Source organism: Bifidobacterium sp. LH_558, from assembly GCF_056356295.1.
Window position 1 is genome coordinate 63,120 of record NZ_JBKETZ010000006.1, and the last position, 16,965, is coordinate 80,084.

At 62.6% G+C, this 16,965-nt stretch carries 13 protein-coding genes and 1 tRNA gene; 11 read left to right on the plus strand and 3 right to left on the minus strand.

What is annotated here, in order from left to right; genetic code table 11:
- Window positions 1-117: 117 nt before the first annotated feature.
- The gene (locus AC1AV0_RS08675) at window positions 118-1,065 is read left to right on the plus strand and encodes an EamA family transporter (RefSeq protein ID WP_476573102.1); all 948 of its coding nucleotides are present in this window, start codon (window positions 118-120) and stop codon (window positions 1,063-1,065) included.
- A 244-nt stretch (window positions 1,066-1,309) separates the two neighbouring features.
- Here the strand turns inward: AC1AV0_RS08675 and AC1AV0_RS08680 are convergent.
- Window positions 1,310-1,397, minus strand: a tRNA-Ser gene (locus AC1AV0_RS08680).
- 428 nt (window positions 1,398-1,825) lie between these two features.
- Here AC1AV0_RS08680 and AC1AV0_RS08685 point away from each other — a divergent pair.
- From AC1AV0_RS08685 to rpsI, 7 genes are all read left to right on the plus strand, one after another.
- Window positions 1,826-3,184: a CapA family protein gene (locus tag AC1AV0_RS08685; RefSeq protein ID WP_476573104.1), complete on the plus strand. Its 1,359-nt coding sequence runs from the start codon at window positions 1,826-1,828 to the stop codon at window positions 3,182-3,184.
- A 134-nt stretch (window positions 3,185-3,318) separates the two neighbouring features.
- Window positions 3,319-4,341 (plus strand): NAD(P)-dependent oxidoreductase, encoded by a 1,023-nt coding sequence (locus AC1AV0_RS08690; protein WP_476573106.1) that lies wholly within the window; start codon window positions 3,319-3,321, stop codon window positions 4,339-4,341.
- Window positions 4,341-5,021 carry an IMPACT family protein gene (locus AC1AV0_RS08695; RefSeq protein ID WP_476573108.1) on the plus strand — a complete coding sequence of 227 codons (681 nt, stop codon included), beginning with the start codon at window positions 4,341-4,343 and terminating at the stop codon, window positions 5,019-5,021. Before AC1AV0_RS08690 ends, AC1AV0_RS08695 begins: the two co-directional genes overlap by 1 nt.
- A 546-nt stretch (window positions 5,022-5,567) precedes the next feature.
- The gene (locus AC1AV0_RS08700; protein ID WP_476573110.1) at window positions 5,568-6,188 is read left to right on the plus strand and encodes an AbrB family transcriptional regulator; all 621 of its coding nucleotides are present in this window, start codon (window positions 5,568-5,570) and stop codon (window positions 6,186-6,188) included.
- Window positions 6,189-6,593: 405 nt separating this feature from the next.
- On the plus strand, window positions 6,594-8,759 hold the full coding sequence (gene malQ, locus AC1AV0_RS08705) for a 4-alpha-glucanotransferase (RefSeq protein WP_476573112.1): 2,166 nt from the start codon (window positions 6,594-6,596) through the stop codon (window positions 8,757-8,759).
- Window positions 8,760-8,974: 215 nt separating this feature from the next.
- Window positions 8,975-9,424: a 50S ribosomal protein L13 gene (gene rplM / locus AC1AV0_RS08710; protein WP_476573114.1), complete on the plus strand. Its 450-nt coding sequence runs from the start codon at window positions 8,975-8,977 to the stop codon at window positions 9,422-9,424.
- 22 nt (window positions 9,425-9,446) lie between these two features.
- Window positions 9,447-9,935, plus strand: a complete 489-nt coding sequence (gene rpsI, locus AC1AV0_RS08715) for a 30S ribosomal protein S9 (protein ID WP_476573117.1) — start codon at window positions 9,447-9,449, stop codon at window positions 9,933-9,935.
- Window positions 9,936-10,006: 71 nt separating this feature from the next.
- On the opposite strand, the gene glgX is transcribed toward rpsI, so the two are convergent.
- Window positions 10,007-12,676, minus strand: a complete 2,670-nt coding sequence (gene glgX, locus AC1AV0_RS08720; RefSeq protein WP_476573118.1) for a glycogen debranching protein GlgX — start codon at window positions 12,674-12,676, stop codon at window positions 10,007-10,009.
- 165 nt (window positions 12,677-12,841) lie between these two features.
- Between glgX and AC1AV0_RS08725 the strand changes: the two genes are divergently transcribed.
- From AC1AV0_RS08725 to AC1AV0_RS08735, 3 genes are all read left to right on the plus strand, one after another.
- On the plus strand, window positions 12,842-13,846 hold the full coding sequence (locus AC1AV0_RS08725; protein ID WP_476573120.1) for a zinc-dependent alcohol dehydrogenase family protein: 1,005 nt from the start codon (window positions 12,842-12,844) through the stop codon (window positions 13,844-13,846).
- A gap of 137 nt (window positions 13,847-13,983) precedes the next feature.
- Complete coding sequence (locus tag AC1AV0_RS08730; protein ID WP_476573121.1) at window positions 13,984-14,901, plus strand: DUF6198 family protein; 918 nt, start codon at window positions 13,984-13,986, stop codon at window positions 14,899-14,901.
- Between the two features lie 99 nt (window positions 14,902-15,000).
- Window positions 15,001-15,399, plus strand: a complete 399-nt coding sequence (locus tag AC1AV0_RS08735; protein WP_476573123.1) for a VOC family protein — start codon at window positions 15,001-15,003, stop codon at window positions 15,397-15,399.
- Window positions 15,400-15,593: 194 nt separating this feature from the next.
- Here the strand turns inward: AC1AV0_RS08735 and AC1AV0_RS08740 are convergent, their stop codons facing one another.
- On the minus strand, window positions 15,594-16,724 hold the full coding sequence (locus tag AC1AV0_RS08740; RefSeq protein WP_476573125.1) for an ROK family transcriptional regulator: 1,131 nt from the start codon (window positions 16,722-16,724) through the stop codon (window positions 15,594-15,596).
- Between the last annotated feature and the right edge of the window lie 241 nt (window positions 16,725-16,965).

Consider the following 16,965-nt stretch of genomic DNA (forward strand, 5'->3'; position numbering starts at 1 on the left):
TCGGGGACGGCGAATAACCATTATCAACGTCATCCTGAGCGGAGTCCGAAGGACGGAGTCGAAGGATCTCACGCGCGGCATGTCCGCCGTTCGGTGGTTGGGGTAGCCTAGTCCTCCGTGAAGAAGGCTGTGCTTGATGTGTTGAACCGTGTGCCGGTGGTCTGTATCGTGGTCGGACAGGCGTTGATCATCTATATGGCCACGGCCATCGCCAAACTCGCATTCACGCAGCTCGATCCCCTGTATGCGGTGTGGTACCGCGTCGGTTTCATGGCGGTGCTGCTGATGGTGTGGCGCAGGCCATGGTCCAAAACCAAGCGGGAGGCCATGTTCCATCGCACGCCGCGCGGGTGGGCGCTGGTCGCGTTGCTTGGCTGCTCGATCATGCTGATGAACACCATGTTCTATGTGGCAATCAGCAATATGGATATGGGCATCGCCGTGGCCATCGAATTCCTCGGTCCACTTGCGGTGGCGGTGATTACCGGCAATGGATGGCGCGAACGCATCGGCATCGGCATCGCCGCCCTCGGCGTGGTGCTGCTGGCCGGCATCTCGCTCACCGGTTCGTCGGGAGGCAATTTCGCGGTCGGTCTGATCGCGATTCTCATCGGTGGCACGATGTGGGGCGTATATATCGTCACCGGACGCAAAGTGGCTTCGCGTGGCAGCTCTTTGGATAACCTCGCCGTCGGCATCGCCATCGGATGGCTGGTGCAATCGCTGTTCCTTGCCGTGCCGGCGATCTCGCATGTCGTGCATCCCAAGTCGGACGCCACATGGGCGTTGGAGCCAGGCGGATCGTGGATGCTGCTCGGACTGCTGTTTTTGATCTCGCTGTTCGCCTCGTTCATCCCCTATATGGTGGAGCAGGTCACCATGCGGCGCACCACATCGGGTGCGTTCTCGGTGATGCAGTCGATCAACCCCGCCGTCGCCGTCGCGGTCGGCCTCGCGATCGGAGAAATTCCCAGCCTTGGCGAGCTCGGCGGCGTCGCCTTGGTGATTCTGGCCGTCATCATCACCTTCTCCGGTGATTCCAACCCCTCTTCTGAGCGGGATTGAGAGTTTGGTGTGTCGGGCCATCGAGCCTTGCCCATGTAAAACGATTGATTCTCGAGTTTGGTGTGCAAAATCGGCCTTGTCAGGCAAATCCGACACACCAAACTCGTTATCGCCCCATAATCCAGGTCCATCAGCCATGCCGAGATGGTTCGATCTGTAATCCACAAACCCTTGGAAATACTGGGTTTTCAGGGTGTGGGCATACGAAAAAGGGCGGTACCGCGTACCGTCCTTTTTCTCCTCGCGGAGTCAGAGGGATTCGAACCCTCGAGCCGCTATAAACGACTAACACCTTAGCAGGGTGCCCCTATCGGCCACTCAGGCATGACTCCGGCATTGCACTCGTATGAGCACAACAGCATATTACATTACCACTGGGTGTGGATACGACCCGCCGCGTCGGGAAAGTCGTGCGGAAAAACCGAAAACGTCTGCGAATCACTGTCCGTTGTCTGTCGTTCATCGTCCATTCGTCCCCCGCGCATAGTTGCTTATATTTCCAATGGCCGCAAGCCGTTCGGGCTCCTCGCCGAAGGGGCGCGTATGCGCAGCAAAGACTAGACGTGAAAACCAAATCGGAACCCCTGTAGGTGGAGTCGGAGGTACGCCTTTGTCCGTCCGTCTCCACATGACATCCTAGCCCCTCATGTCCATTGTCGAGGAGCGCGGCGCGTCCCGCCTCGCCGGACGCGCGATTTTCCAATACCTGCAATGGCCAGTAGTCTGATAGGGAATGCGTGAGAAGAGCTGGGAGTCCGACATGAAGCATGCGAACGGTTACGGCCAATACGGCGCGATGCGCGATCGCGTCAACACCGCGTGGGTGGTTCCCTTAAGCATCGTGGTCGCCATCATCGTGGTGATCGCGGTATGGTTCGCCACAAGGAGCGCCGATACGATCGGCACCACGCCCGGAGCCGATCACAGCGCCAGCGCCCAGACCGATTTGGAGAAAACCGAGGCCACTCCGACCCCGGTGGTCGAGCACCATGGCAACTCGCCGGACTGCCCCGACACCGACTGCATCGCCATGCTCGTCAACGGCGACCTGCTGTTCCACGAAGGCCTGTGGAGCCAGTTCGCCGGCGCGGACACCTCCGCCACCGACGGCACGGCGTTCAACTTCGACCCGCTGTTCGAGCCGATGCGCAAATACATCCAAGCCTCCGACATCGCCGTATGCGAATTCGAAACGCCTATCGCCCAGCGCGGCGGCCCTTACGCGGCGTACCCGATTTTCAACATCCCCGCCGAGGTGGCCGACGCGGCCAAGAACGTGGGCTATACCGCCTGTACGCACGCCACCAACCATTCGTGGGACCAGGGTGCCGACGGCATCGCCCGCCTGTGGGACACGCTGGAGGCGAACGGCATCGCCCAGACCGGCTCCTATAAAACCGAAGAGGATTCCACCAAGCCGCTCGTCATCGATTCGCCGACCGGCGGCGGCAAGCTGGGGCTGGTCACCGGCACGGTGTCGCTCAACGGCATGACCGCCGACTATGACTGGCAGGTGGACCGCCTGCGCGAATCCGGCGACCCGAACTACCAGTCGGATATCGACAAGGCGGTGGCCAAGGCCGAGGCCGCGCGCGAGCAGGGTGCCGACGTGGTGGCCATGGCGATTCATTCCGTGCAGGAATACATCGACTACGCCGATTCCTGGCAGATTTCCGAAGCCCACGCGCTCGCCGACACGGGCGCGTTCGACGTGATCTATGGCGCCGGATGCCATTGCGCGCAGCCGATCGAGAACTACAACGGCACATGGATCATCTACGGTTTGGGCAACGCGGTCACCGAATCCGCCAACACCCCTGAGACCATCGTCAACAACCAGGGCGTCACCGCCCGCATCCAGTTCGCCGGCAAGAAGGGCGTCGCCGGCTCATGGCGCGTGAACCGCATCGACTGGATCCCCACCGCGAACGTGCGTCAGGGCGGATACCAGTGGTGCTCCATCGCCGCGGACAAGCCGGATGGCCCGTGTTGGGGCGATGACCAGGATGCCCAGGTGCGGCAGCGCATATGGGACGTCATCTATTCGATGGGTGCCGACCAGAATGTGGTGCGTGAGTGGAACATCACCGAGGAGCAGGCGCAGCAGACCGCGCAATAGCGTCTTCGCTCGTCGCTTGCCGTCTGGCCTCGACCCTCGACCTGCCTTTGCTCTCGGGGCCGTCGCTTGCCGTCCGCCGCTCTGGCTGCCACCCGCCGCCGCCTTTTTCGGCCGGTATGCCTAATGTGTTGCCCATGACGCAAGTATTCGAAACCCAGCCAGACCGTGCCGACCTGCCGCTTGTGGTGATGCCTGCGGTGCTCGATGCGATGGTCGAACCGATCAAGGCCCAGTTCCCGCAACTGCGCGACATCGCCCGCGTGCGCATGTTCGAGGAGTTCACCTCCGACGACGACACGCTTGCCGAACGCGCGCAAGGCGCGGATGTGCTGCTGATCGGCGGCTACCATATCAGCGACGCGCTGCTGCGCCGCCTCGCCGACGGCGGCATCAAATGCCTGGTGTTCTGCGGCACCGGCGTGGCCAGCTACGTCAATCTCGAATTGGCTGAGACGTTGAATCTTCGCGTGTGCAACGCCGAACACTACGGCGACAACGCGGTGGCCGAACTCACCTTCGCTCTCCTGTTCGAACTTGTCCGCCGCACCGGCGAACTCGACGCGGCCACCAAACGCGGCGACTGGTCCTGGCACGGCGGCGACGGCCTGCAACTGGCCGGCAAACGCATGGGCATCATCGGACTCGGCGGCATCGGCGCCACCGTGGCCCGCATCGCCCGCGCCCTCGGCATGCAGGTGAGCGCCTGGAGCGCGCATGTGCCCGAAGAGATGTTCGCCGGCTGCGGTGCGACCCCGGTGGCCGATCTGGGCGAGCTGATCGAAGAATCGGACGCGGTCTGCGTGCATATGCCGCTGCTGGAAGGCGAGCATGGCACGTACGGCATCATCACCGCCGACCATCTGGACCGCCTGCGCCCGGGCACGCTGTTCGTCAACACGGCCCGCGCCGAGGTGATCGAGCCGGGCGCGCTGCTCGCCCGACTGCAACGGGGCGATATTCCCGCCGCGCTCGACGTATACGACCATGAGCCGCTGTCCGCGGATGATCCGCTGTGCCAGATCCCCGGCATCGTGCTCACGCCGCATGTGGGATGGCGCACCGACGGCGCGTTCGTGGAACTGACCCGTCAGATGGTCGCCTGCGCGGCCGCCTTCCTGCAGGGCGAGCGACTGAACGTCGTGGTGTCGGAACGCTGATGCGCACGATTCTGAACGCCGTGGACGCTCCGGCGCACGCCTCGCTGGTGGAGAAGAAATCCGAGTTCATCGGCGACGCCGCGCATATCGACTCGCTTGAGGATGCGCTCGCGTTTGTGGAGACGATTCGCGAGCAGCATCCCAAAGCCCGTCATGTGGCATATGCGGCGGTGACTGGTGGCGCGGACGGCCGGCTGAGCGAACGTATGAGCGATGATGGCGAACCCTCCGGCACCGCTGGCAAGCCGATTCTCGACGTGCTGCGTCAAAGCGGATCCACGGATTGCGTGGTGGCGGTCACCCGATATTTTGGCGGTATTCTGCTGGGCTCGGGCGGTTTGGTGCGTGCGTATTCGTCGGCCGCGTCGTTGGCGATGAGGGCCGCGACCACGGCGAGCATCGTGCCCTGCCAACGGTATCGGCTGGTGTTGGATTATCCTCAGCTGGCCCGTTTGCAGCAGTTGCTGGCGCAAAGCGACGGCACGCAGGATCGTGAGACCTATACGGACAAGGTCGAATTGGTGGTGTCTGTGCCGGCCGATCGTGCGGCCCGCTTCGAGGATCGGGTGCGCGAATCGTTCAACGCCGCGTTGACGCCGGAGCCGTTGGATTGCGTGAACCGCGCCGTGCCGGATGCTAGCGCGGGCGCCGGCACCGGTACCGGTGCGCTCGGCGCGTGACGCGGTTTGCTTGGCATGCGACGCGGCTCGCTTGGCATGCGACGCGGCTCGCTTAACATGCGACGTGGTTCATTCGGCGCGTGACGCGGTTCGCTCGGCATGCGACGTGGTATGCCAAAGAGACAGAGGCATGTGATACTCCTGTTGTCGACACGCCCTTTATAGGTTGCTGATCCCATGCTCCCGGCGTGGATGTTTTGCCAGTATGTGCTGTTTCATCCACGCTGAGCGATGCTTGGGTGTGGTCGATTCGTTAGTGTCTGCCCGTTCATCCACGCTGTAGAGGCCGTCAACGTGGATGATTTGTCAGTGTCTGACTGTTCGTCCACGCTGAGCGTTGCCTAGGCGTGGGTGATTCGTCAGTAGCTGCCTGTTCATCCACGCTGAGGGTCGTCAGTGTGGATGATTCGCTAGTGTGTGGCGTTTCATCCACGCTGAGGCATGGCTATCCGTGGATGTTTGGTTGGTAGCTGACTGTTCGTCCACGGCAGGGCGATGGGCGGTGGATGCGGGTAACGTCGCGGACCCTGAACTAAGCTGTTCGGTATGACCGACGAGAACAGCAATGAGACCACAGCCGCCGCGCAGGGCTTCGAGCCGCTGACGGAAACCTACGAGCGTCTGCGCCATTCCACCGATTCCGCGGAACTCAGCGAATTCGCGCGTCGCCCGTTGCCCGACCGCGCCGATCAGGCCTCGTTCTCCCGAGCCACGGCACTGTTGGAGGCCGTGGCCGGCAATCCCCACACGCCCGTCGAGGATCGACTGTTTCTTGCCCAAACCATGCCGTTCCCGAATGTGCTCATCAAACTCTCGGTTGATGCGGAGCCCGCGGTACGTCAGGCCGTCGCCGCCAACGAAGACAGCAAGAACTGGCTGCTTGGCCGCCTGACCAAGGATCCGATTCCCGAAGTGCGTGACACCGCGCTCACCAACAAGCACACGTCGTGGAAGATGCGTTTGGAAGGCGCTCAGAATCCTGAAACGGATACGCAGACCTTGGAGTATCTCGGCGCTCTCGGCACGGAGCTCGAGCCGGGCGCCTCGCCGATCCTTTCGTCCATGGTGCGCCGTGCCGTGGCGCTGAATCCCAACACCAGCGCGCAAATGCGTGAGAAACTGGCGACCGATCCGTCCGAAGAGGTGCGTCGCGCCGCCGGGAGGTAGAAGACTCCATGGGGGTGGAGGGGCCATCGGAGAGGGGTTTCAATCGTCTGGTTTCCGGTCGGAGGGCGTTCGGAGGGCGTTCGGAAGGCGTTCGGAAGGCGGGTTTTCGCTGGCTGATGTTCCGAAGGGTGTCGTCGGTTTTTAAGAGAAGACCCGCTCTCCGGTTGGTGAAAGGCGATGCTTGGCTGTGGTTTCAGGCATCTTCGCGCTGATTGTGATTGTGGCATGTTGTTGCGTCGCTACCGATAGGGGGTGTTGGGCGATGTAGGGGGTCGCGGGTGAATCTTTTTTCCATGAAACGGAGGGTTGCGGGCCGGACAATGCCCCGTCTTTTTTCATGACAACGATTGCAGAAACCGCAAAACAGCCGCGTGGCGCGGTTTGTCGGTGGTTACACTAAACACTATGACAGAGAACAACGAGAGTGAAGAACGTCTGGCACGACCGCTGATTCGTTTGGCTCGGTTGGTTGGGGTTGCCACAAGCTACACCGGTATGAGCCATGACTGGCATGAGATCGACGATGACGTTCTGATCGACGTGCTGGCCGCGCTCGGCATCGACGCCCGCGACGAAGCCGCCGCGCTCGACTCCATTCGCAGGATTCTGCGCGAACGCCACGGCCGACTGGTCGCCCCCACCGTGCTGCATATCGCCGGCCGCGAAGGCCGCGTGCTGGTGAACACCGGAATCCTGGAGATTCCCTCGGGCGCGATCACCCTGGAGAGCGGCGAGGAGTACGAAGGCGTGCTGGCTCCCGGTCCGGGCGACGGCTCCAAGGCCTATGAGGTTGACGGCAAGTTCGTCTCCACCGCCTCGCTCACCATTCCCGAAGACCTGCCGATCGGCTACCACACCCTGCATGTCACGGTCGCCGGTCGCACCGAGAGCGCCACGCTGATCAGCGCTCCCGAGCGGGTGGAGTTGCTGGACGGAATGAAGTCCGGCCAACTGTGGGGCTGGATGGCGCAGCTGTATTCCATCCGCTCCGCCGGCTCGTGGGGCGTGGGCGATTACGAGGACCTCAAAACCCTGTTGGTGGAGTCCAAGAAGCGCACGGGCGCCGATTTCATGCTGATCAATCCGATGCATGCGGCCGAGCCCGTCTCCCCGCTGACCCCGTCGCCGTATCTGCCGGTTTCGCGCAGTCTGGTGAACTTCACCTACATCCGCCCTGAAACCGTCGCCGAATACGCTCAGCTGGACGAGGCCACGCGTGCTCAGATCGACGCGCTTCACGCCGACACCGATCCGCTGAACGGCGATTCGCAGATCGTCGACCGCGACACCATGTGGGCGGCGAAGATGCGCGCGTTGTGGCTGATCTTCAAATCCGGCCGCAGTGCGGAACGCCAGGCTCTGTTCGACGCGTTCAAAGCGGAGCAGGGCGATGATCTGGAGGCATACGCCACGTGGTGCCTGTGCTATGACAAGTGGGGCGCGCCGGACGGAAGCGAGGGGAACTGGGAGCGCGTGCTCACCAAGGATTCCGAGCAGGTCGTCGCGCTCAGGGAGCAGTTCCCCGACACGCTCGACTTCTACCGTTGGATGGAATGGATCGCCGTGGAGCAGTTCAACGCGGCGCAGCAGTCCGCCCGCGAGGCGGGGATGGCCATCGGCGTGATGGCCGATCTGGCCGTGGGTGTGCATCCCAACGGCTCCGAAGTGTGGTGGAATCCCGAGCGCTTCGCCAAGGGCGCGACCGTGGGTGCCCCGCCGGACATGTTCAACCAGCAGGGCCAGAACTGGAGCCAGCCTCCGCTGAGTCCGCTCGATCTGGAACGCACCGGCTACGCCGCCTACCGACAGATGGTGCACGGCATGTTCGCCCGCGCCGGCGCGGTGCGCATCGACCATATCCTCGGACTGTTCCGCTTGTGGTGGATTCCTGAGGGCCGCAGCGCGATGGACGGCGCCTATGTGCATTACGATGCCGATACCATGCTGGGCATCCTCGCGTTGGAGGCCTCGCGTGCCGGCGGTGTGGTCGTCGGCGAGGATTTGGGCGTGGTTCCCGATTATGTGGCCGATTCGCTGTCCGCTCATGGCTTGCTGGGCTGCGCGGTCGAATGGTTCGAGCAGCGCGACGGCGTGTTCCGCACGCCGAAGCAGTGGCGCGAATACGCGCTCGCTTCGGTGAACACGCATGATATGCCGCCGGCGGCCGGCTATCTCGAATACGAGCATGTGAAGATCCGCGAGCGTTTGGGTCTGCTGTCGGGCCCGGTCGAGGAGTTCCAGACCAGCGCCCAGGCCGAGCAGGACGCGATGATCGCGATGCTGGTCGACAACGGCTACCTCGACGCGCAAACCGCCGAGGACCGCATGGCCAACGAGCAGGCGATTGTGGAGGCGCTGTACCGCGCGCTCACCGATTCGCCGTGCAAGCTGCTCGCCGCCTCGATCACCGATGCGGTGGGCGAGAAGCGCGCGCAGAACCAGCCGGGCACCAATAACGAGTACCTGAACTGGCGTATTCCGTTGGGTGACGAGCGCGGCAACGTGGTTCCGGTCGAAGGGCTCTTCGACCGCGGGTCCGTGCAGCGCATCGCAGAGATCATGCGGGGCTGACGCGCAACCCGCTGGTTGCCCAAAGTCAAGGCTGGCGATATACTAGTGGATTGTTGTGTTTCCCTAAGGGGTCCTTCAAAGCGCTTTCCCACTCGCCATCGAGGACTTTCAGGGAGCCCACGGATAATGAGGCTTGAAAAGCCGGGCTTTGCGCCGCTTCAACGCATGCCTGGACTTGGAAGGCCCGGAACACAATGAATAGAAAAGGTACACTAGTGAAAACTTTCACTCCGAAGCCAGCTGATCTGACTCATGACTGGTACGTTGTCGACGCCACCGACGTGGTGCTCGGTCGTCTCGCCTCCCAGGTCGCAACCCTGCTGCGTGGCAAGAACAAGCCGACCTTCGCGCCCCACGCCGATTCCGGCAACCATGTGATCATCATCAACGCCGACAAGATTGCTCTGACCGGCAACAAGATGGGCAAGGAACTCTACATGCACTCCGGCCGTCCGGGCGGTCTGCGTCGCGACTCCTACGCCGAGCTGCTCGAGAAGAAGCCCGAGCGCATCATCCGTTCCGCCGTCAAGGGCATGCTGCCGAAGAACCGTCTGGCCAAGGTGCAGCTCGATCGTCTGCGCATCTTCCGCGGCGCCGAGCATCCGCACGTCGCCCAGAAGCCGCAGGTTTTCGAGATCGCCCAGGTCTCGCAGCAGGCCAAGTGAACCGTAGGAGGAGATAAGAATCATGGCTGAAAACACCAACGACTCCCAGGTTCAGGAGACCGAAGAGCTCACCAGCTACACCACCGAGACCAACGCGGGTGCCGGCACCGGCACTTCCGCGATCGAGCCGGGCTACGGCACCGGTCGCCGCAAGGAAGCAGTCGCCCGCGTGCGTCTGGTTCCGGGTTCCGGCAAGTGGACCATCAACGGCCGCACCCTGGAGGAGTACTTCCCCTCCAAGCTGCTGCAGCGTGAGGTCAACTCCCCGATCGTGCTGCTGAAGCTCGAAGGCAAGTTCGACGCGATCGTCCTCGTTGACGGCGGCGGCACCACCGGCCAGGCCGGCGCCATCCGTCTCGGCGTGGCCCGCGCGCTCAACGCCATCGACCGCGATGCCAACCGCGCCACCCTGAAGAAGGCTGGCTTCCTGACCCGCGACTCCCGTGTCGTGGAGCGCAAGAAGGCCGGTCTGCACAAGGCTCGCCGCGCACCGCAGTTCTCCAAGCGTTAAGCTTGGCGCGATACGCGCTATACGAAAGGCTCTCGGATTTTCCGAGAGCCTTTCTCGTTTCTTGGAGGTCGTCATCCCACCTGTTTCATCAGGCTGATGCTCAAGGCGGGGGCGGTCCAGACATTATCGTCGGGCTGCTCCGCTGCGGTCGCGCCAGCCGTGCCTTCCGGCTGGGATTGGGGCTGGGATTGGGGTTTGTTCTTGGCGGCCGATGCGTCGCGTGCGTCGCTGTGTGCATCATCTTGCGCGCTGGTATTGCGCATGCCGGCTCCCTGCGCGATGGCCCTCTGCGTGCTGACGTCACGCATGCCGGCCTTCTGCGCGCCGCCGCCTCGCGCGGCGGGCATCGTCAGGGAACGGGCTTCGTCTTGCGCCTCGACCATCGACACCAGATGGATCGCATCGCCGTTCTCAGGCCGCTCCTGCATCCGTTTGATCAGATAATGCACGGAACTATCGGGCGGTACGTTCTTCGTCCACGAGGACTGCGAATCGTCCGTGGGGAGATCCTCCACCGTCAACCCGTGCCCGGGGCGCTGCCCCGTCGATTCCGCAGAGCTCCACACCGGCGTCCATTCGCTATCGGATGGCAGGCGGAAGGAGACATCCTCGTTCACGCCGTTGATCAGCAGCAGCACGTCCACCTCGTTGTTGGAGAGCAGTCGCATGGTGAAGCTGCGCATCCCCAGATCGAACCAGTCGCGCTCCATGGGGGTCGTGCCGTTGGGCAGGAACCACTGCACGCGGCTGGAGGGTTTGAGCAGTCCCAGCTGGCTTAATCGCGTGAAGAAATCCTCATGATGGAACATATCCAGCGAACGGCGCAGCGAAAGCAGCCGCGAGACGGTTTCCAAACGGTTCATCTGCGGTGTTTTCTCCGGCGCGAACAGCCAGTCCCACGTCAGCCAGGTGATGTCGTTGTCTTGGCTGTAGGGGTTGTTGTTGCCGTGCTGCGTGTTGCCGAACTCGTCTCCGGCGAGCATCATCGGGGTGCCGAGGCTGAGCAGCAACGTGCCCAGCATATTCATCGCCGCACGTTCGCGTTTGAGGATGATGGCGGGGTCGTCGCTCGGACCCTCCACGCCGAAGTTGGCGGAATGGTTCACATTCGAGCCGTCGTTGTTGTTCTCGCCGTTGACCTCGTTGTGCTTGACCGCGTATTGCGTCAGGTCGGTGAGGGTGAAGCCGTCGTGGCAGGCGACGTAGTTGATCGACGACGAGGCGCCGCGCCCCGGATCGGTGGCGAACAGATCCGCCGATCCGCACAGACGCGTGGCCATCTCCTGCATGCCGACGCGGCCCGTTCCGGGACCGGCTTCCACATCGGTGAGCCAGAAGGTGCGGGTCGTGTCGCGGAAACGGTCGTTCCACTCGCCGAAGGGGCTGCCGAACTGGCCGGTGCGCCAGCCGAGATTGCCCAGATCCCACGGTTCCATAATGAGTTTGAGATTGCCGAGCAGCAGATCGGAGCGCAGCGCGTACAGGAAGGGGTGGTGACGGGTGAATTCGCCGTCGAGCCGGGCGAGCGAGGCCGCCAGATCGAAGCGGAATCCGTCGATGCCGATGCGTTTGGCCCAGTAGCGCAGCGAATCGATGGCGAAGGTGATCACATGCGTGTTCGTGAAGTCGAGACTGTTGCCGCATCCCGTGGTGTCTTCGAGGCGGCCGGCGTTGTCTTTCTGGTGCCGGTAGTAGGAGATGGAGTCCAGTCCGCGCCAGCAGGCGGTCGGTCCCTCCACGCCACCCTCGCAGGTGTGGTTGTAGACCACGTCCATGATGACTTCGAATCCCGCCTCGTGCAGGGCGCGCACCATGTCGATGACCTCCTGACGCACCGCTCCGGCGCCGCGTTCGCGTGCGGCCTTGGTGGCGTAGGAGGGTTCGGGGGAGAAGTAGTTCAGGGTTGAATAACCCCAATAATTATTGCGGCCGTGCTCCTGGAGGAACAGTTCGTCCTGTTTGGCTTGGATGGGCAGCAGCTCGAGGGAGGTGACGCCGAGGTTTTGCAGATAGCTCAAGGTGATGGGATGCGCCAGGCCCGCGTACGTGCCGCGCAGCTCCTCGGGCAGCCATGGGGCGTTGGCGGTGAAACCTTTGACATGCAGCTCGTAGATCACCGTTTTGCTCCACGGCACATGGGGGTGGTCCGGGTCGCCCTCGTGCTTTTTGGAGTCGCGGTCGTCGATCGCCACCGATATGGGCATGTGTCCGAGCGAGTCGATGGTGTTCATGGGGCCGAACGCGGAACCCTTCACCTTGCCGCCCACCACGTCGCAATCATAGGAGAATGCGGCCGGACACAACTCCATGGAGCCGTCGATGCCTTTGCCGTAGGGGTCGAGCAGCAGCTTGTAGGGGTTGAACCGCACGCCGTGCTTCGGGTCCCACGCGCCGTCCACGCGGTAGCCGTAGCGCATGCCGTCCCACGCTTTGGGCAGATGCACATACCACAGTCCGTAGTTCGGCCCCTGCATGCGGAACAGCGTCTCGCGCACGTACAGCGATTCGATGACGCGCGAGCAGACGGCGAATTCCTGGATTTGGCGCACGAAGGGCACGTTGGGGGTGTCGAACAGGCGGACGGATTCGCCGAAGAAGGCGCTGGGCTGGTCGATGGGTTCCAGCACGGACAGCCAGACCTGATCGGCGGTTTCCGAACGCACGACGGCATCGGCGCCGCCATCGTCGGTGAAGTACAGACCGGGCCTCGTCGCATACCGGTGGAGTTTCGGATTTCTCATGGGTCCATTCTACCGACACGCCATGCAAAGAAGTTTTAGAAAACGAATTTGCAAAACAGAATTAAATAAGATATGCTCATTCTCAACACCGCACCGCGGAAGGTGCGGCGGCAACACACAAATCATCGTGGATCACACGCTTTCGCAGTGGAAAGGACAATCATCATGAAGGCTCTTGTGCTCACCGGCGTCAAGGAATTCGAAATCCAGGAGCTACCGACTCCGGCCATCGCTCCGAACGAGGTGCTCATCAACACCGCCTACGCGGGCGTGTGCGGCACCGACCATGACCTGTACGCAGGCCGCCCCGGCTCTGCCGCCGCTGTGCCGCCGATCGTTCTCGGCCATGAGAACTCCGGCGTGGTCGCCGCCGTCGGCGCGGAGGTGACCAATGTGGTCGTCGGCGATCGCGTGGCGGTCGATCCGAACATCTACTGCGGGCAGTGCGAGTTCTGCCTCACCCAGCGCCCCGAGCTGTGCGACCACCTCTCCGCCGTGGGCGTCACCCGCGATGGCGGCCTCGCCGAACAGTTCACCGCGCCGGCCACCGTGGTCTACAAGCTGCCCGACAACGTCTCCCTGCGCGACGCCGCCGCCATCGAACCCGTCTCCTGCGGCGTGCACGGCCTCGACCTGCTCGACCTGCATCCTTACCAGAAGGCTCTGGTCATCGGCGACGGCTTCATGGGCCAGATCTTCGCCCAGCTGCTGCAGGCCTACGGCGTGCATCAGGTCGACCTCGCCGGTATCTTCGATGAGAAACTCAAGCGTAACCAGGAGGAGTTCGGCGTCACCAACATCTACAACACCACCCGCGAAGCCATTCCGGCCGACTCCTACGATGTGGTGATCGAAGCCGTGGGGCTGCCCGCCACCCAAGCGCAGGCCGTGGCCGCCACCAAGAAGGGCGCGCAGGTGCTGATGTTCGGCGTCGGCCCGCAGGAGGCGCATTTCGAGATGAACACCTACGACATCTACAAGAAGCAGCTGACCATCCAGGGCTCCTTCATCAACCCGCTCACCTTCCGCGACGCGATCTCGCTGGTGGCGTCCGGCAAGATGAACATCGGCGGCCTGATCAGCCACGAGCTGGAACTCGAAGAGGTGCAGGACTTCCTCGACGGCAAGATCGCCGGCGTCTCCAAGGCCGTCGTCAAGCTCGGCAAATAAGCGTCTCTGTCTTCCGCTGCCGGCACCGGTCATACCCCCCGCCGGGTGCCGGCAGTCCATACAAGCAATACGCCGCATGTGCCCGCCGATGCCGTCATCGCCGGCGGGCGTATGCCTCATCAAGGAAAGAGTCAACGATGACCTCGTCTTATACCTCTTCGCGCGGCGCCGCGTCCGCCACTCCTTCGCCGAGTCTCCCGGATGGCATCGCGTTCGCCGCCGCTTCTTCGGCCAAACAACCTCGGCAGGCCCCTTCGCGAGGCGTGGCAGGGCGCACGGCGTCGCGCGGCACCACCATCGCCTTGTTCGCGCTGTCGCTGCCGCTTAACGCGTTGGGCAACGTGCTCACCGCCGTCTCCAGCAACCGCGTCGCCGGCGAAGGCGCGCAGGCCTCCTATCTCGGCGCGGCCTTCTGGACCGCCGCTGAATACAACTTCGCCGACGTGCTGCCCTCATGGCTGAACATCGGCGGTATCTTCAACCTGCAGTTCTGGTCGTTCTTCCTCGTCGGCTTGGCGGTGATCGTCGTCAACCAACTGCTGGTCGGGCGTGTGAACTGGGCTCGCATCCTCGGCAATGTGGTCTTCCTTGTGCCGTTCTCGCTGCTGGTGGGCGTGTTCACCGACTTCTTCCTTGGCCGCTACACGCCCGGTTGGAGCGGTCTGCCCTATGCCGATGCGAACATCGCCATGCATGTGGCGTATGTGTTGGTGAATTTCATCGGCGTCGCCTGCATCGCCATCGCCATTTCGATCTACCAGCGCGCCAATATCGCGCTGCATCCGGCCGACGACCTTATGCAGATTCTGCGGTTCAAATACTGCAAGGGGAACGCCGCGGTGGCCATGTGGCTGTCGTATGTGCCGCCGGCGTTGGTTGCCGTCATCTCGATTGTGATGCTGTCGGTGGCCAACGGTGGGCTGACGGTGAACTTCTTCGGACTGGGCACCGTGTTCGCCTTCCTGTTCCAAGGCGGCATCACCGGCTGGGCGGACACGCATGTATTCCCTTCGTTCACGCATCAGGCGCTCGACGTCGGTGCCGTCGCCGAATAGCGGATGTCATTCGGCGGCGATATGCCCGGCGTTGCGTCGGCGCGAGGCGTGACGCGCTGACTTACCCTAGAAAACAAGCTTTACTCAAAGGAGGAAACCATGACCACACCCATGACCGCGTTCACCACCGACCTGCAGCATTCCGGCATGCCAGCCAAGAATCTGGACGAGACCATCGAGTTCTACACCACCAAGCTCGGCTTCGAGCTGGCAGGACTGTTCAAGAACGGCGAGAACCGCTGCGCCTTCCTGCGCTACGGCCACCTGACCATCGAAACTTGGGAGGGCGATCCCGCGCCGATGACGACCGGCGCGATCAACCACTGGGCCTTCAATACGCCGGACATCGAGGCCGCGTTCGAGAACGCCAAGGCGCTGGGATTGGACTTCAAAGACACCGAGATCCAGTCCATCCCCACGTTCTGGGACAACGGCATCCGCTATTTCAACGTCTATGGCCCCAACGGCGAGACCATCGAGTTCTGCCAGATCGTGTGAGGCAGGGATCCCTCGACTGCGCTGTGCTCCGCTCGGGATGACGAGGAGGATGTTGCGCTCCGCTCGGGATGACGAGGAGGATGTTGCGCTCCGCTCGGGATGACAAGGCGCAGCGCCTCGTTGGGGATGTTGTGAGGACATCTTTCCGTCATCCCGAGCGAAGTCGAGGGATCTGGAAGACCGTGACGCGGGACTTACATGCCGCAGATTTCGTCGATATAGGTTTGGACGAAGCGTAGGGCTGCGCCGATGATGTTCTGATCATCGGCGCAGCTGCTTTTGCGTAGTTCGAAGCGTTCCGAGGCGAAGGGGCTGAGCGCGTCCACGCGGCGTTTGAGGTCGGTGATATCCGCGTCGTCGAGGTAGCGCGCTGCCTCGCCGCCGATGATGATGTCGCCGGCGAGCACGGCGCGGATGTTGGCCACCGCCTGCGCCACATTGTCCAGCCATTCGTCGAAGCGTTCGCGATGGTCGCGCTCGCCCTGCTCCAGCACGCTGAAGAAGCCTGGCAGACTTTCGCCGTCCTCCATCAGCATTTCGGGGGAGCAGTAGACGTCCACGCAGCCACGTTGGCCGCAATAGCATTCCTCCCCGCCCGGCACGAGCCGCATATGTTCGATGGTGCCATTGCATTGGTTCGGCCCTTGGTAAAGCTGCCCGCCCACGATCACCGCGCCGCCCGGCCGGCGTTCCAGATACACGCAGACCGCGTCGGTGATGGTGTGGTCGAACCACAGCTCGGCCATGGCGGAGGCGTCGGAATCGTGGATCATCAGCGTGGGATGGTCGACGCCTTGCGCGAGCGTCTCCAAGGTGAGTCCCGTGTTGCCTACGATGTTGCCGAAGGTGATGGTTCGCCCGTCAGGGGAGACGATGCCTTGGATGGAGAAGGCGACGCCGAGGATGGCGCTGCCCTGCTTGGCCACGGCATCGGCGAATTCGGTGACCATCGCGCCCAGCTTGCGGTAGTAGGCGTCGCTGTCGCGGTATTGGGTGGTTTTGTGTCTGCGGGCGATGACGTTGCCGCGCAGGTCCACGGCGCACATGGTGATGCCTCCGGCGCAGGCGGCCACGCCGATGGCGGCGTGGGATGTGGGGGAGAACTCGTAGGTCTGCGCCTTGCGTCCGCCGGTGGATTCCTGCGGGGTGCCGCGGACGATCAGCCCCTCCTGTTCCAAGGCCCGCAGATTTGCGGTGATGGTGGGCAGGCTGAGTTCCAGATCGCGTTCCAGCGTCTGTTTGGTGACGTCGTGATGCCGATAGAGATAGTCGGTGATGGCGCGGCGGTTCTGTTCCTTCAACGCGGCGACGGACGCTGTCTTCATTGTCGGCTCCTTGACCTCATGTCTATGCCGTATTTCGACGATATCTGGCATCACTTTATCAAAAGTATTTGCTGAATGTTGGGATGAGCGGACGGATGTCTTCCGCATACGGGATTTGCGCAGGTGTGGCAGAAATGGCATAATTTCAATGGTTGCTCGGGTTGGAGCGCCCGACTTTTATAAAATAGCTTTGTGTAATGTTTTCGGATGGAAAAACTTATAGAAAATAAATTTCAAAAAG

What these genes read in the sequence shown, in the direction of transcription:
- AC1AV0_RS08685 (WP_476573104.1), top strand. Translation starts at nt 1,826, where the DNA reads ATGAAGCATGCGAACGGTTACGGCCAATACGGCGCGATGCGCGATCGC.
- AC1AV0_RS08690 (WP_476573106.1), top strand. Translation starts at nt 3,319, where the DNA reads ATGACGCAAGTATTCGAAACCCAGCCAGACCGTGCCGACCTGCCGCTT.
- AC1AV0_RS08695 (WP_476573108.1), top strand. Translation starts at nt 4,341, where the DNA reads ATGCGCACGATTCTGAACGCCGTGGACGCTCCGGCGCACGCCTCGCTG.
- AC1AV0_RS08700 (WP_476573110.1), top strand. Translation starts at nt 5,568, where the DNA reads ATGACCGACGAGAACAGCAATGAGACCACAGCCGCCGCGCAGGGCTTC.
- malQ (WP_476573112.1), top strand. Translation starts at nt 6,594, where the DNA reads ATGACAGAGAACAACGAGAGTGAAGAACGTCTGGCACGACCGCTGATT.
- rpsI (WP_476573117.1), top strand. Translation starts at nt 9,447, where the DNA reads ATGGCTGAAAACACCAACGACTCCCAGGTTCAGGAGACCGAAGAGCTC.
- glgX (WP_476573118.1), bottom strand. Translation starts at nt 12,676, where the DNA reads ATGAGAAATCCGAAACTCCACCGGTATGCGACGAGGCCCGGTCTGTAC.
- AC1AV0_RS08725 (WP_476573120.1), top strand. Translation starts at nt 12,842, where the DNA reads ATGAAGGCTCTTGTGCTCACCGGCGTCAAGGAATTCGAAATCCAGGAG.
- AC1AV0_RS08730 (WP_476573121.1), top strand. Translation starts at nt 13,984, where the DNA reads ATGACCTCGTCTTATACCTCTTCGCGCGGCGCCGCGTCCGCCACTCCT.
- AC1AV0_RS08735 (WP_476573123.1), top strand. Translation starts at nt 15,001, where the DNA reads ATGACCACACCCATGACCGCGTTCACCACCGACCTGCAGCATTCCGGC.
- AC1AV0_RS08740 (WP_476573125.1), bottom strand. Translation starts at nt 16,724, where the DNA reads ATGAAGACAGCGTCCGTCGCCGCGTTGAAGGAACAGAACCGCCGCGCC.